This is a genomic window from Pseudooceanicola onchidii (genome assembly GCF_004959925.1).
Lineage (GTDB): Bacteria > Pseudomonadota > Alphaproteobacteria > Rhodobacterales > Rhodobacteraceae > Pseudooceanicola > Pseudooceanicola onchidii.
In genome coordinates, this window is record NZ_SPUW01000001.1 from 1,249,972 (window position 1) to 1,263,221 (window position 13,250).

The 13,250-nt window shown below is 64.6% G+C and carries 13 protein-coding genes; 7 read left to right on the forward strand and 6 right to left on the reverse strand.

The window, feature by feature from the left end:
* Positions 1-74: 74 nt before the first annotated feature.
* Positions 75-392, reverse strand: a complete 318-nt coding sequence (locus E4S58_RS05960; protein ID WP_169052607.1) for a DUF6476 family protein — start codon at positions 390-392, stop codon at positions 75-77.
* Here E4S58_RS05960 and E4S58_RS05965 point away from each other — a divergent pair.
* Positions 385-1,413 (forward strand): RluA family pseudouridine synthase, encoded by a 1,029-nt coding sequence (locus E4S58_RS05965; RefSeq protein WP_240789473.1) that lies wholly within the window; start codon positions 385-387, stop codon positions 1,411-1,413. The genes E4S58_RS05960 and E4S58_RS05965 overlap by 8 nt on opposite strands.
* Here E4S58_RS05965 and E4S58_RS05970 read toward each other — a convergent pair.
* A complete protein-coding gene (locus E4S58_RS05970; RefSeq protein WP_136635415.1) occupies positions 1,384-2,001 on the reverse strand; it encodes a DUF4386 domain-containing protein in 618 nt (205 codons plus the stop codon). The genes E4S58_RS05965 and E4S58_RS05970 overlap by 30 nt on opposite strands.
* A gap of 335 nt (positions 2,002-2,336) precedes the next feature.
* Between E4S58_RS05970 and rpoH the strand changes: the two genes are divergently transcribed.
* The gene (gene rpoH / locus E4S58_RS05975) at positions 2,337-3,233 is read left to right on the forward strand and encodes an RNA polymerase sigma factor RpoH (RefSeq protein ID WP_136635416.1); all 897 of its coding nucleotides are present in this window, start codon (positions 2,337-2,339) and stop codon (positions 3,231-3,233) included.
* Positions 3,234-3,302: 69 nt separating this feature from the next.
* Here rpoH and E4S58_RS05980 read toward each other — a convergent pair whose 3' ends face one another.
* The 4 genes from E4S58_RS05980 to E4S58_RS05995 all read right to left on the reverse strand — a co-directional run bounded on the left by E4S58_RS05980 (position 3,303) and on the right by E4S58_RS05995 (position 8,048).
* The gene (locus E4S58_RS05980; RefSeq protein ID WP_136635417.1) at positions 3,303-4,490 is read right to left on the reverse strand and encodes a dipeptidase; all 1,188 of its coding nucleotides are present in this window, start codon (positions 4,488-4,490) and stop codon (positions 3,303-3,305) included.
* A gap of 361 nt (positions 4,491-4,851) precedes the next feature.
* Complete coding sequence (locus tag E4S58_RS05985) at positions 4,852-6,672, reverse strand: M3 family oligoendopeptidase (RefSeq protein ID WP_136635418.1); 1,821 nt, start codon at positions 6,670-6,672, stop codon at positions 4,852-4,854.
* A gap of 115 nt (positions 6,673-6,787) precedes the next feature.
* On the reverse strand, positions 6,788-7,756 hold the full coding sequence (locus E4S58_RS05990; protein ID WP_136635419.1) for an alpha/beta hydrolase: 969 nt from the start codon (positions 7,754-7,756) through the stop codon (positions 6,788-6,790).
* Between the two features lie 4 nt (positions 7,757-7,760).
* Positions 7,761-8,048, reverse strand: a complete 288-nt coding sequence (locus tag E4S58_RS05995) for an SCP2 sterol-binding domain-containing protein (protein ID WP_136635420.1) — start codon at positions 8,046-8,048, stop codon at positions 7,761-7,763.
* A gap of 95 nt (positions 8,049-8,143) precedes the next feature.
* Here E4S58_RS05995 and E4S58_RS06000 point away from each other — a divergent pair, with 95 nt between their 5' ends.
* The 5 genes from E4S58_RS06000 (at position 8,144) to E4S58_RS06020 (ending at position 13,155) form a co-directional block, all read left to right on the forward strand.
* Positions 8,144-8,692 carry a tetratricopeptide repeat protein gene (locus E4S58_RS06000; protein WP_240789474.1) on the forward strand — a complete coding sequence of 183 codons (549 nt, stop codon included), beginning with the start codon at positions 8,144-8,146 and terminating at the stop codon, positions 8,690-8,692.
* A gap of 21 nt (positions 8,693-8,713) precedes the next feature.
* The gene (locus tag E4S58_RS06005) at positions 8,714-11,617 is read left to right on the forward strand and encodes a helicase-related protein (protein ID WP_136635422.1); all 2,904 of its coding nucleotides are present in this window, start codon (positions 8,714-8,716) and stop codon (positions 11,615-11,617) included.
* A gap of 15 nt (positions 11,618-11,632) precedes the next feature.
* The gene (locus tag E4S58_RS06010; RefSeq protein ID WP_136635423.1) at positions 11,633-12,025 is read left to right on the forward strand and encodes an RNA-binding S4 domain-containing protein; all 393 of its coding nucleotides are present in this window, start codon (positions 11,633-11,635) and stop codon (positions 12,023-12,025) included.
* Positions 12,026-12,083: 58 nt separating this feature from the next.
* The gene (fdxA, locus tag E4S58_RS06015; RefSeq protein WP_136635424.1) at positions 12,084-12,422 is read left to right on the forward strand and encodes a ferredoxin FdxA; all 339 of its coding nucleotides are present in this window, start codon (positions 12,084-12,086) and stop codon (positions 12,420-12,422) included.
* Positions 12,423-12,645: 223 nt separating this feature from the next.
* Positions 12,646-13,155 carry a CarD family transcriptional regulator gene (locus tag E4S58_RS06020; protein WP_136635425.1) on the forward strand — a complete coding sequence of 170 codons (510 nt, stop codon included), beginning with the start codon at positions 12,646-12,648 and terminating at the stop codon, positions 13,153-13,155.
* Positions 13,156-13,250: the final 95 nt, after the last annotated feature.

Below are 13,250 nucleotides of genomic sequence, written 5' to 3' on the forward strand. Positions count from 1 at the left end.
GGCGCCTAAGGGCGCTGCCCCTGCGCCATCAACTGCGCGAGCGGTGCCACAAAGTATCTCTAGAAAGATGAAGATCAGGGCAGCGTCAGTGTGCTTTCCGAAACCTGCGCGCCGTCCGGCCCGTAAACCAGTGCGCGGCCGTCCTGCGTCACGATCAGGAACCAGCCGGGTCCGGCGGTGATCGCCTGCGGCACCGCGCCCTCGGGCAGGGTGATCGCGGCGGGCAGGGTCGGCACGGCGGCGGCCGGGGGCGTGCGGAAACGGATGACAATGAGCGTGATGAGGACTAGAAGCCCGAGAATCATCACCCCCGCCAAAGTGCTGACCAGCACGCGCAAAAATCGCAGCTGCGGGAAATCCTGTTCCTCTTCGGTCGGAGTATTCGTGTCCAAGAGCCTGTCCATCCGTATCGGGGCCAATCCGCCCGCCCGTCTTGATAAGGCGCTGGCGCGGGATGTGCCAGAGGAAGCCGCGCTGTCGCGCACCCGTCTTGCGCGTCTGATCGCCGAGGGCGCGGTGCGGCGCGGGGGCGATCCGGTGACCGACCCCAAGGCGAAGGTCGAAGAAGGCGATATCCTCGAGATCACGGTCGAAGAGGCAGCCGAGATCGAAACGGTCGCCCAGAAGATCGCTCTGGACGTGGTCTACGAGGACGACGCGCTGATCGTCATCAACAAGCCCGCGGGCATGGTGGTGCACCCGGCGCCGGGATCGCCGGACGGAACGCTGGTGAACGCGCTGCTGCATCATTGCGGTGACAGCCTGTCGGGCATTGGCGGCGAAAAGCGCCCCGGCATCGTGCACCGCATCGACAAGGAAACCTCGGGGCTTCTGGTCGTGGCGAAATCCGACAAGGCGCATCACGCGCTGGCCAAGCAGTTCGAAAAGCATTCTGCCGAACGGGCCTATCTTGCGGTCTGCCACGGAGAGCCCGATCCCGGCGATCCGCGCCTGCGCGGCGTGAAGGGGGCGAGTTTCGAGCCGGGCGGCGTGCTGAAGCTGTCGACCCAGCTGGCGCGCCACCGGACTGACCGGCAGAAGCAGGCGGTGACCTTCGAGGGCGGGCGGCATGCGGTGACGCGGGCGCGGGTGCTTGAAGGCTTCGGCGGCGCGGCGCTGATCGAATGCCGCCTGGAAACCGGGCGCACGCATCAGATCCGTGTGCACATGGCCCACGCGGGCCACGCCCTTGTCGGCGATCCGGTCTACGGCGGGCGGCGCAAGGCCGGCAAGGCGCTGAACCCGGCGGCGATCGAGGCGGTGAACGGCTTCCCCCGGCAGGCGCTGCATGCGGCTGTGCTGGGCTTCGATCACCCCGAGGATCGCAGACCGCTTCGGTTCGAGGCGGCCTTGCCTCAGGACATGGAAACCCTGCTTGCGGCGCTACGCGGCGAGGGTCCGGGCGCGGGCTGAGATCAGAAGCCAAAGGGCAAAGCTCAGCTCGGCCACCACCGGGATCAGGTAGGCGGGCTGGATCAGCGCGTTGATCTCGGGCGCGACAAAGCGGGTCAGGCTGCCTGTCAGGTAGACGACCCCGGCCGCCCCGATCAGACCGGCCAGCCATCCCGCCCCGGCGCGGGCCAGCAGCACGGACATGGCCAGCGCATTCAACCCGAAGAACCACAGGCCCAGATCATATCCCGCCCCGTGGCGGTCGATCAGCGGCATCGGGTCGGTGGCGGTGATGGCCGAGACAAGCAGCGGCAGGTGCGCCGCGATGACGGCCATCTGGACCAGCCGCAGAACAAGGGCCGACAGGGCCAGGTCTGGGCCGAGCGGGCGGAAAAGCCGGAAAAGCATCAGCGCCAGCGCGACGTCCAGCGTGGCCATCACGATGTCGGCCCCGATCGCCAGCCGCCACGACTTCAGCGCGTCCGCCAGCGCGGCGGCGGGATCGGCGGCGGTGGTCACGGGCATGCGAAGGCCGACCTCGGCCCCGAGGCCAAGGGCGATGATCCCGAGATAGGCAAGACCGGCGAGGCGGGGCAAGGTGACAGGCATGGGGTGTCCTTTCGGTTTGATGACCCCGGGGTAGCCCATGCGCTGCCGCATGAGAATTCGCTGATCTGGCAGATGTCCCATGCGGATATGCATGATGATTGGTGCACCAGTTCACCGCGATCTGTGCACGGGCACGCAGTTGCGCCTGACCGCACAAGCCCTCACCTTGGTGCACGACCGCGTGACAACGACGAAATCTTATGGTGCCTCCGACCGGATCATCGTCATCATGCGTTAAGAGTTATGACGTACGGATCTTGTAATGGCTTCGGCGCGTCCCTATCTGCAATGTTAATCCCATAAACATGGGGCCAGAAACGAGAGACAGGGTGAACATGGGTAACTACGCAAATCTCCCCGCACCGTCGCCGGAAGGCGGACTGAACCGCTATCTTCAGGAAATCCGGAAGTTCCCGCTTCTGGAGCCGGAAGAGGAATACATGCTTGCCAAAAGGTGGGTGGAGCAGGAAGACACCGAAGCCGCGCACCGGATGGTGACATCGCATCTGCGCCTCGCAGCCAAGATCGCCATGGGCTATCGCGGCTACGGCCTGCCGCAGGCCGAGGTGATTTCCGAAGCGAACGTCGGCCTGATGCAGGCGGTCAAGCGGTTCGATCCCGAAAAGGGCTTCCGTCTTGCGACCTATGCCATGTGGTGGATCCGTGCCTCGATCCAGGAATATATCCTGCGGTCCTGGAGCCTTGTGAAACTTGGCACCACCAGCGCCCAGAAGAAGCTGTTCTTCAACCTGCGCAAGGCCAAGGCCCGCATTGGTGCGCTGGAAGACGGCGACATGCACCCCGACAACGTCAAGCAGATCGCCAACGATCTGGGCGTGACCGAGGACGAGGTGATCTCGATGAACCGGCGGATGGCGGGCAGCGATGCCTCGCTGAACGCGACGGTCGGATCCGAGGGCGAGTCCTCCATGCAGTGGCAGGATTGGCTTGAGGACGAAGACGCCGATCAGGCCGGCGATTACGCCGAGAAGGACGAGATGCAGACCCGGCGCGAGATGCTGGCCGAGGCGCTTGAGGTGCTCAACGACCGCGAGAAGGATATCCTCACGCAGCGCCGCCTGTCGGACGAGACGATCACGCTTGAGGATCTGTCGGCGCAATACGGTGTCAGCCGCGAACGCATCCGCCAGATCGAGGTGCGGGCGTTTGAAAAGCTGCAGGGTCGGATGAAGGATCTGGCCCAGGAAAAAGGCCTGCTGGCGGCGCACTGATCGCGCAGACCTGCAGGCAAACGGCCCGGTGCGAGCGATCGCGCCGGGCCGTTCGCGTCTGGCGGCGTGTCAGCCCCCCAGCCGCGCCTTGAGAACCCGGACCATGTTGCCGCCCATGATCTTTTCGATCTGCGCTTCGGTCAGCCCGGCCTCCAGCATCGCCTGCGTCAGCGCCGCCAGTTCCGAGGTGTCGAAGGCCGTCTCAACCGATCCGTCAAAGTCGGACCCGAGCGATATGTGATCTTCGCCCAGCAGGTCCACCGCCGCCACGGCCATGGCCGCGATCCCTTCGGGCGTGATCTGGTTGCAAGTCACCTCGTCCCAGTAGCCCAACCCGATCACGCCGCCGGTTTCGGCCACGCGCACCATCAGGTCGTCCGGCAGGTTGCGCTGCGTTTCGCAAAAGGCGCTGACCCCGGTGTGACTGACCACCAGCGGGATGTCGGTCATGGCCAGCACGTCCTCGACCACCTGCGGCCCGGAATGCGCCAGATCAAGGATCAGCGGGCGCGCAGCGACGGCCGCCACGATGTCCCGGCCAAAGTCGGTCAGACCGCCGTTGTCCTGCCCGTGCAACGACCCGCCAAGCGCATTGTCGAAGAAGTGGTGCAACCCGATCAGCCGGTATCCCGCCTCGACCAGGCCATCCAGATGCGCCATCTGGCCTTCCAGCGCATGGGCGCCTTCGATGCCGAGGATCGCGCCGATCCGATCCTCGCCCGCGGCCCGCGCAGCCAGCACGGCGTCCAGATCCGCGCCGCTTTGGATAATCGTCACCCTGCCATCCGTCGCCGCGAAATCATGCAACTTTTCCGCCTGATAGCGGGCACGTTCGTAAAGGCTGGACCAGGTGCGCATCGGCCAGCGTTGCCCGAAGGCCAGCAGCGTGATGTTGTCGAAGGCCTCGGCCGAGTTTTCCTCGTAGTTCTGGCCCGCCGGGCTTTTCGTGACCGCCGTGAAGACCTGCAGCGCCACATTGCCGTCGCGCAGGCGGGGAAAATCGACCTGGCCCCAGTCGCCGCGTTTGGTCAGGTCGCGGTTCCACAGCAGCGGGTCGGCGTGCCAGTCGCCGATCACCAGCCGGTCGTGCAGCGCCTGTGCGGCGTCGCCGACGGGGTAGGGCGCATGGTCGACCACGTTGTTGCGGGCCGCGCCGACGTAGGCCGGGGCAAAGGTCCAGAAGGCGATGACACCGATCACGGCAAGGGCGACAAGGCCAAGGATGATCCGGGCGATCCAGACAAGGGTGCGATACATGGGGCTCTCCTCTTTGCCGCGATGCTAACGGGCCGGGGGCGCCCGGGTCTGGTGCGACGTGGCGTCACTTTGGTCCGCGCGCGCAGGACCGGGCGGGCGGAGGATTGCCGTAGGGAAAACCTTACCTTCCCCCAGGGCAGCTTTTGATGTATGCTGACAGCATTAAACTAAGTGTAAGTAAGTATTTGGAGGAATTGTTAGATGAAGACCTACGTCCTGATCATGGCCATGGCCATCGTCGCGACCGCCGCGCATTTCGCCGTCGCCTGATCTGACACCTGACCTGACGCCCGGTTTCGGGCAGCAAAAGGCCCGCGCCCTTCGGTGAGGACGCGGGCGATTTTCGTAAAGTCCCGAAGGATCAGTCCTCCATCGCCTCCAGCTCGTCGATGAAGCCTTCGATCATCGACAGGCCCTTGTCCCAGAACGCCGGATCCGACGCGTCGAGACCGAAGGGCGCAAGAAGTTCGGAGTGGTGCTTCGACCCGCCGGCGCGCAGCATGTCGAAATACTTGTCCTGGAAGCCCTCGGGCGCCTCCTGATAGGCGGCGTAGAGCGCGTTCACCAGCCCGTCGCCGAAGGCATAGGCGTAGACGTAGAAGGGCGAATGGACGAAGTGTGGGATGTAGGACCAGAAGACCTCGTACCCGTCCATGAATTCGAACGCCGGCCCGAGGGATTCCGCCTGCACGGACATCCAGATGGCGTTGATGTCCTCGGGCGTCAGTTCGCCTTCGCGCCGCGCGGCGTGCAGTTTGCATTCGAAGTCATAGAACGCGATCTGGCGCACGACGGTGTTGATCATGTCCTCGACCTTGCCCGCCAGCAGGGTCTTGCGTTCGCCCTTGGTCTTCGCTTCGTCCAGCAGCTTGCGGAAGGTCAGCATCTCACCAAAGACGGAGGCCGTTTCGGCCAGGGTCAGCGGGGTCGACGACAGCAGTTCCCCCTGTTCCGCCGCCAGAACCTGGTGCACGCCGTGGCCCAGTTCGTGCGCCAGGGTCATCACGTCACGCGGTTTGCCGAGGTAGTTCAGCATCACGTAAGGATGCACGGTCGTCACGGTCGGATGTGCGAAGGCACCGGGCGCCTTGCCGGGCTTCACGCCCGCGTCGATCCAGCCCTTGGTAAAGAACGGCTCGGCAATGTCGGCCATGCGGGTGTCGAAACCACCATAGGCGGACATCACCATCTCCTGCGCGGTCGGCCAGTCGACGGTCTTTGCCGGTTCGATCGGCAGCGGCGCGTTGCGGTCCCAGACCTGCATGACGTCGAGGCCAAGCCATTTCCGTTTCAGCTCGTAATACCGGTGCGACAGGCGCGGGTAGGCGGCGACGACCGCGTCGCGCAGCGCCTCGACCACCTCGGGTTCGACGTGGTTCGACAGGTGGCGGCCGGTCTGGGCCGTGGGCATGCCGCGCCAGCGGTCCATGACCTCTTTTTCCTTGGCCTGGGTATTGTGCACCCGGGCGAAGGTCTTGATGTTGTCACCCAGCACGGCGGCGATTTCACGCGCGGCGGCTTCGCGGACCTCGCGGTCGGGTTCGGTCAGCAGGGTGGTGGTCGCCTCGAGCCCCAGCTCGTCCCCGTTCACGCAGAAGGTCAGCCCGGCAACGGTTTCGTCGAACAGCTTTTCCCAGGCATCGCCCACGACGCCCATGTCGTGCAGGAACTTCTCCATCTCGTCCGACAGCTGGTAGGGCTTCATCGTGCGGATGCGGTCGAAGATCGGCTTGTAGCGCGCCAGGTCTTCGCTTTGCGCGAAAAGCGTGTCCAGCCGGTCCTCGGGCAGGCGGTTGATCTCGAGCGTGAAGAACACCAGCGGCGTGGTGTAGGTGGTGATCTTGTCCTGCATGTCGGACATGAACTTGGCGCGGCTCGCGTCCGTGGTCTGCTGGTAATAGCGCAGCCCGGCATAGGACATGATCCGGCCCGAGATATTGGTCAGGGTCTCGTCACGCTGGATGCAGTGCAGCATCCCCGGCGCGTCAAGCGTATCCAGCTTGCCTTCGTAATCCGCCGCAAAGGCCGCGCATTCTGTCTTGAGCCAATCGAGATCGCGCTGCACCTCGGGCGCGTCATCGGCGGAGTAGAGGTCCGTCAGGTCCCAGTCCGGCAGCTTGCCAAGGTCCTTTCCGCCGGAGCTCGGGTTGGCATCGTAGACGGGGCGGGGATGAATGAACATGAAACCTCCTTCACGGCTTTGGGCCAGAGATATGACGGGGGGGCACAAGGGGCAAGGGCCGGGGCCGGTTCGCGGCCCCCGGCCAGGATCGCCTGTAGCCTAGGCGGCCCGGACTTCAGGCAGATTGTGCCGAAGCGCCATTGGGCCGCGCGTGATCCGCGAGGAACGGCAGCAGCTTGTCGAACAGCACCTTGCGGGTCTCGGGCGTCTCCATCAGGACTTCGTGACGGGCGCCGGGCAGCATCACCAGCTCCCCGTTCGACCAGCTGTCCATGCGCTGATGCACGCGCAGCGGATCGACGATGGCCTCGTCCGAGCCAAGGAACGTCAGGCAGGGGACCGCGGGCGCGGGACGCCGCGCCAGGGCAAGCGTTTCGCCCAGGGCCTGGTTCAGCCAGTGCAGGGACGCGCCGCCAAGGCTCAGGTCCGGATGCGCGATCAGCTGGTTGCGCATGTAGTCGTACATGTCCTTGTCCGACGTCAGCTTGTTGTCGGGGAAATCCGCGTCCAGCGGATAGGGGATTTCCTTCATGCCCGGCGACATCAGGTGCCCCAGCCCAAGGCGCGATCCGCCCCAGCTGAGAACCCAGGCGGCCGGACGGACCGAGGGCATGATGCGGATGCCCCACATCGGGGCCGAGAAGACGGCCGAATTGACCGGCAAACCTTCGTGCAGCGACCGCAACCCGATGCAGCCGCCCATGGAATGGCCCAGCAGGTGCCAGGGCTTGGGCAGCCCGATCTCTTCGGCCACCTTCAAGGCGGCGGCCACATCTAGCTGGTAGTCCGCGAACTGGCCGACATGGCCGACCCGGGCGTTGGCGACCATGCGGCCCGCCAGCCCCTGACCGCGCCAGTCGATCGCCAGCACGGCATAACCCGCGTCGGTAAGGGTCTGGGCGTCGCGGCCGTATTTTTCGATGTATTCGGTGCGGCCCGGAAAGATCAGCACCGTTCCCTTGGTCGCGCCGTCGGGCTGCCACCAGCCGACGCGGATGCGGATGCCATCGGCGGTGTCGGCCCAGACGGCCTGCCCGCCGTCGGGGCCCTGGGCCACGTCGGAAAAGAACGGTGCTGACTGCATGGGATCAGGCCAGGACCGACCCAAGCTGCATGGCTTTGCCCATGTCGCCATCGACGGTGAGCTTGCCGGTCATGAAGGCCGATGTCGGGTTCAGATCGCCTGACAGGATTTCCTTGAAGGTCTCTGCATCCGCGGTGAGGGTCACGTCGGCGTCCTCGTCACCTGCGCGCACGTCGTTGCCTTCGATCATGATGGCGCCTTCGCCTTCGATCACGAACTTGGCGGTGCCGTCGAAACCACCGTCCATTTTTTCGCGCAGGGCCGCAACGGCCACGTCAATCACTTCACTCATGGTTCACCTTTCCTGGATTATTCGCCCTTGGGGGTTACATCGGGATCAAGATTTCCCGATACTGGGTCATACCCGCAAGTGATATGGGCCTCGCAATGCATCATCTCAAATATGTCGTAGCGGCAATTCTGGTCCTCGCGCCCGCGATGTCCTCCGCTCAGGTGCAGAGTGACCATAGTCGGGACCTATTGCAACAACTGCATGATGCCGATCCGGCAGACGCCAAGAAGATCGAGCGGGAACTTGATCTTGTCTGGGCACGCTCGGGATCGCCGTCGATGGACCTGCTGATGACGCGGGGCCAGGATGCGCTCGAGGCCGGAGAGGTCGAGGACGCGATTGGCCACTTCTCGGCGCTGATCGACCATGCGCCGGATTTCGCCGAAGCCTACCATCGCCGCGCCACCGCCTTCTTCCGGCAAGAGGAACTGGGCCTTGCGCTGTCGGACCTGGCGCAGGTGCTGACGCTGAATCCCGACCATTTCGAAGCGACCTACGGGCTGGGCGTGGTGATGGAAACGCTTGACCGGACGGACGAAGCCTTTGACGCCTATTCCCGCGTGCTTGACACATATCCGACCCACGAACGCGCGCTTGAAGCGGTCGAACGCCTGCGCACCCGCGTGTCGGGCCAGAGCCTCTGAACTTACGGAAAATCCAAGCACATGACCCGTCAGGGCAGGATCACGGCCGTTCTCGGCCCGACGAACACGGGCAAGACGCATTACGCCATTGACCGGATGCTGGGCTATCGCACCGGCATCATCGGCCTGCCGCTGCGCCTTCTGGCGCGCGAGGTCTATGACAAGATCGTCGCCGTGCGCGGTCCTTCGGTCGTCGCGCTGGTCACCGGAGAGGAACGCATCGTGCCGCCGCGCACTCAGTACTGGGTCTGCACGGTCGAGGCGATGCCGGAAGGCATGGGCACCGATTTCCTGGCCATCGACGAGATTCAGCTTTGCGCCGATCCCGAACGCGGCCATGTCTTCACGGACCGGCTGCTGCGCGCGCGCGGCCTGCACGAGACGCTGTTCCTCGGCTCCGACACGATGCGGTCGATGATCGCCAACCTCGTGCCCGGCGTCGATTTCATGCACCGCGAGCGGATGTCCGAGCTGACCTATGCAGGTTCGAAAAAGATAAGCCGGATGCCGCCCAGATCTGCAATCGTCGGGTTTTCGGTTGATAATGTCTATGCAATTGCCGAACTGATCCGGCGGCAGAAGGGCGGCGCGGCGGTGGTCATGGGGGCGCTGTCCCCGCGCACGCGCAATGCGCAGGTCGATCTATATCAGAACGGCGACGTCGATTACCTGGTGGCCACCGATGCCATCGGCATGGGCCTGAACCTCGATATCAACCACGTCGCCTTTTCGTCGCTGACCAAGTTCGACGGGCGGCGGATGCGGATGCTGGCTCCGAACGAACTGGCCCAGATCGCCGGACGCGCCGGGCGGGGCATGGCGAACGGCACCTTCGGCGTCACCGGCGAAGCACCGCCGCTGGACGACGAGGTCGCCGAGGCGATCATGGACCATCGCTTCGCGCCCGTCCGTCACCTGCAATGGCGCAACAGCGCGCTGACCTTCGCGACGCCCGAGACGCTGATCGCCTCGCTCGAGGAGACGCCGAACCAGCCTGGCCTGCACCGCGCCCGCGACGCCGACGACCTGATCGCGCTGCGCAACCTTTCGGCCGACGCCGAAACCCGCGCCCGCGCCAGCAGCACCGAAGCGGTGCGTCTGCTGTGGGATGTCTGCCGTGTGCCGGACTTCCGGGGCATCAGCCATGCCGAACATGCATCGCTGCTGATGCAGATCTATGCTTACCTGCACCAGTCGGGCCGGGTGCCGAACGACTGGATCGCGACCCATATCCGTCGTATCGACAGGGTCGACGGGGATATCGACACCCTGTCCAAACGGCTGGCATTTATCCGCACATGGACCTACGTGGCTCAGCGGAAGGGCTGGGTCGATGACGAAAGCCATTGGCGCGGGGAGACTCGCGCGGTAGAAGACCGCCTGTCGGATGCGCTGCACGCGCGGCTGACGCAAAGATTTGTGGACCGGCGCACCAGCGTGCTCTTGCGGCGGCTCAAGCAGAAGGAGGCCCTCTTGGCCGAAGTCAGTGATACCGGTGAAGTGACAGTCGAAGGCGAATTCGTCGGTCGACTTGAGGGGTTCCGTTTCCGTCAGGATGCGCAGGCAACGGGCGAGGAAGCCAAGACGCTTGCCAAGGCGGCCATGCAGGCGCTTGCGCCGCATTTCCACCTGCGCGCGGACAAGTTCTACAACGCACCCGATACCGAGATCGACTTTACCGAACAGGGCGGCCTCATGTGGGGCGAGCAGGCGGTCGGCAAGCTGGTGGCGGGTCCCGAACCCCTCAAGCCGCAGGTCGCCGTCTTTGTCGATGACGAAGCAGGCGCGGACGTGGCGCAGAAGGTGCAGCGCCGCCTGCAGCACTTCATCGATCGCAAGATCGCCGCGCTGTTCGAACCGCTTCTGGCGATGTCGCGCGACGAGGCGCTGACCGGTCTGGCCCGTGGCTTTGCCTTCCAGATGGTCGAATCCCTTGGCATCATGCCGCGCCAGCAGGTCGCCAACGACGTGAAACAGCTGGATCAGGACGCCCGGGGCGCGCTGCGCAAGCATGGCATCCGCTTTGGTCAGTTCACCATCTTCATGCCCGCGCTGCTGAAGCCCGCGCCGACCCGCCTGCGGCTTGTGCTGTGGTCGCTGTCCAAGGGCCTGCAGGAATTTCCCGAAGCGCCGCCGCCGGGTCTTGTGACCGTGCCGACCGACAAATCCGCGCCCGAGGGCTATGACACCATGTCCGGCTACCGCGTGGCCGGCGACCGGGCGATCCGCATCGACATGCTTGAACGTCTGGCCGACATGCTGCGCGGCGAAGACAGCCGGTCCGGGTTCGAGGCCAAGGCCGACATGCTGTCGATCACCGGCATGACCCTTGATCAGTTTTCCGACCTGATGCAGGGCCTGGGCTACAAGGCCGAGAAGGGCGAACGCGAAAAGGTCCGCCACGCCCCCGAAGCCCCCAAGGTCGTCGACGACAGCGCCGTGACGGCTGATCCGTCCGAGCCCGCCGTCGAAGGCGCGACCGTGGATGGCGCGCCGCAGAAGCTGGAAAGCGAAGAGACCACCGCCGGTCTGTCGACCGAAGAGGTGCTGGCCGAACACGCGCCCGAGGAAACCTCTCCGGTCGCCGAAGCCGAGGCCGGTCAGGAACCGCCCGCCGCCGACATTCCCGACCAGCCGGCCGCGGACACCGCGCCCGAGATGGAGGTCTTCTACACCTTCACTTGGGGCGGCAACCGGTCGCGTCGCGAAGGCGAACAGCACGGCAAGGGCGGACGCGGTCGTCGCGACGATGGCAAGCCGCAGGGGCAGGGCAAGCCCAAGGGCGGCAAGCCGCGTGGCAAGGGCGGCAAGCCCCGCCGGGACGACGGGCCGAAATCCTTCCAGTCGCGCCCGCCGCGCAAGGAAAAGGCCATCGACCCCGACAACCCCTTTGCCGCGGCTCTCAAGGGTCTGAAGACCGACTGATCGCCGGGGGCAGGGATGTCCGACAAGGCTGACAAGTTCCGGCTCGACAAGTGGCTGTGGCAGGCGCGCTTCGTGAAATCACGCAGCCTTGCCGCCGCCCTTGTCACCGGCGGGCACGTCCGGGTGAATTCCAACCGGGCCGCCAAACCGTCGCATGCCGTGCAGCCGGGCGATGTGCTGACCTTTCCGCAGGGCGACCGCATCCGGGTGGTCAAAATCCTGTCGCCCGCGACCCGGCGCGGCCCTGCGACCGAGGCCCAGACGCTTTACGACGATATGTCGCCCCCGCCTCAGAAGGCGGAAATCCCACAAGGCGCGCGAATTGAAGGCAATTCTCGCCCGACAAAGCGGGATCGACGGAAACTCGATCTTTATCGCGGCGGCATGGGCGAAGACCCGCTTGAATGATCGGCCCGGTGAGGCTAGCTAACCCGAAACGCCGCAAAGGCCCGAGCGGAGCCAATCCATGACCTACATCGTCAACGACGCCTGTATCGCCTGCAAATACACCGACTGCGTGGAAGTCTGCCCTGTGGACTGCTTCTACGAAGGCGAGAACATGCTTGTCATCCATCCCGACGAATGCATCGACTGCGGTGTCTGCGAACCCGAATGCCCTGCCGACGCGATCCGCCCGGATACCGAACCGGACATGGAGAAGTGGGTCGAATTCAACCGCAAGTATTCCGAATTGTGGCCGGTGATCGTGACCCGCAAGGATCCGCTTCCCGAGGCCGAGGAACGCGACGGTGAATCCGGCAAACTGGAAAAGTACTTTTCCGAAGCGCCCGGCGAAGGCGGCTGATCCGGAAACGGGCGGTTGACGCCGCGCTGCAACATGACACTTCCGAAATGGCGTGATTCGTGTTATGATCTACGCTGTATGAAGAAGACTGCCAGCCCCAGACGTGCGGATACTGCCCTCCGCACCTTGATGTAACCACACTCAATACAGCGCCGGACGAGGCCCCCGTTTGCCTCGCCCGTATCTGTGTCGCCTGGTGCCGGGGCCTTGTGAGGAATATGCAATGACCAAAGCGAAAAAAGCCGAATTCAGCCCGAACGATTACGTCGTCTACCCCGCCCATGGCGTCGGTCAGATCGTGTCGATCGAGAGCCAGGAAATCGCAGGCATCTCTCTCGAGCTTTTCGTGATTTCCTTCGAGAAGGACAAGATGACCCTTCGTGTGCCGACCAACAAGGCAACCGAGGTGGGCATGCGGTCCCTGTCGACCCCCGACGTCGTGTCCAAAGCGATGACCACGCTGAAGGGCAAGGCGAAGGTAAAGCGCGCCATGTGGTCGCGCCGTGCCCAAGAGTACGAACAGAAGATCAACTCGGGCGACCTGATCTCGATCGCCGAGGTCGTGCGCGACCTGCACCGCAACGACGATCAGCGCGAACAGTCCTATTCCGAGCGTCAGCTGTACGAAGCCGCGCTGGAACGACTGACCCGCGAAGTCGCCGCCGTGTCCGGCGCGGACGAAGTGGATGCCGCCCGCAAAGTGGACGAAGTGCTGGTGTCGCGCGCCGCCTGAGCGACGCTACCTGAACACACCTGAATGATCGAAAGGCCGCGCCGGATGTCCGGGGCGGCCTTTTCCGTAGGCGCAGCTTTACTGGAAAGATGTAG

What these genes read in the sequence shown, in the direction of transcription:
- E4S58_RS05980 (WP_136635417.1), bottom strand. Translation starts at nt 4,490, where the DNA reads ATGTATCGCACCCTTGTCTGGATCGCCCGGATCATCCTTGGCCTTGTC.
- E4S58_RS06010 (WP_136635423.1), top strand. Translation starts at nt 11,633, where the DNA reads ATGTCCGACAAGGCTGACAAGTTCCGGCTCGACAAGTGGCTGTGGCAG.
- E4S58_RS05990 (WP_136635419.1), bottom strand. Translation starts at nt 7,756, where the DNA reads ATGCAGTCAGCACCGTTCTTTTCCGACGTGGCCCAGGGCCCCGACGGC.
- rpoH (WP_136635416.1), top strand. Translation starts at nt 2,337, where the DNA reads ATGGGTAACTACGCAAATCTCCCCGCACCGTCGCCGGAAGGCGGACTG.
- fdxA (WP_136635424.1), top strand. Translation starts at nt 12,084, where the DNA reads ATGACCTACATCGTCAACGACGCCTGTATCGCCTGCAAATACACCGAC.
- E4S58_RS05970 (WP_136635415.1), bottom strand. Translation starts at nt 2,001, where the DNA reads ATGCCTGTCACCTTGCCCCGCCTCGCCGGTCTTGCCTATCTCGGGATC.
- E4S58_RS06005 (WP_136635422.1), top strand. Translation starts at nt 8,714, where the DNA reads ATGACCCGTCAGGGCAGGATCACGGCCGTTCTCGGCCCGACGAACACG.
- E4S58_RS06020 (WP_136635425.1), top strand. Translation starts at nt 12,646, where the DNA reads ATGACCAAAGCGAAAAAAGCCGAATTCAGCCCGAACGATTACGTCGTC.
- E4S58_RS06000 (WP_240789474.1), top strand. Translation starts at nt 8,144, where the DNA reads ATGCATCATCTCAAATATGTCGTAGCGGCAATTCTGGTCCTCGCGCCC.
- E4S58_RS05995 (WP_136635420.1), bottom strand. Translation starts at nt 8,048, where the DNA reads ATGAGTGAAGTGATTGACGTGGCCGTTGCGGCCCTGCGCGAAAAAATG.
- E4S58_RS05985 (WP_136635418.1), bottom strand. Translation starts at nt 6,672, where the DNA reads ATGTTCATTCATCCCCGCCCCGTCTACGATGCCAACCCGAGCTCCGGC.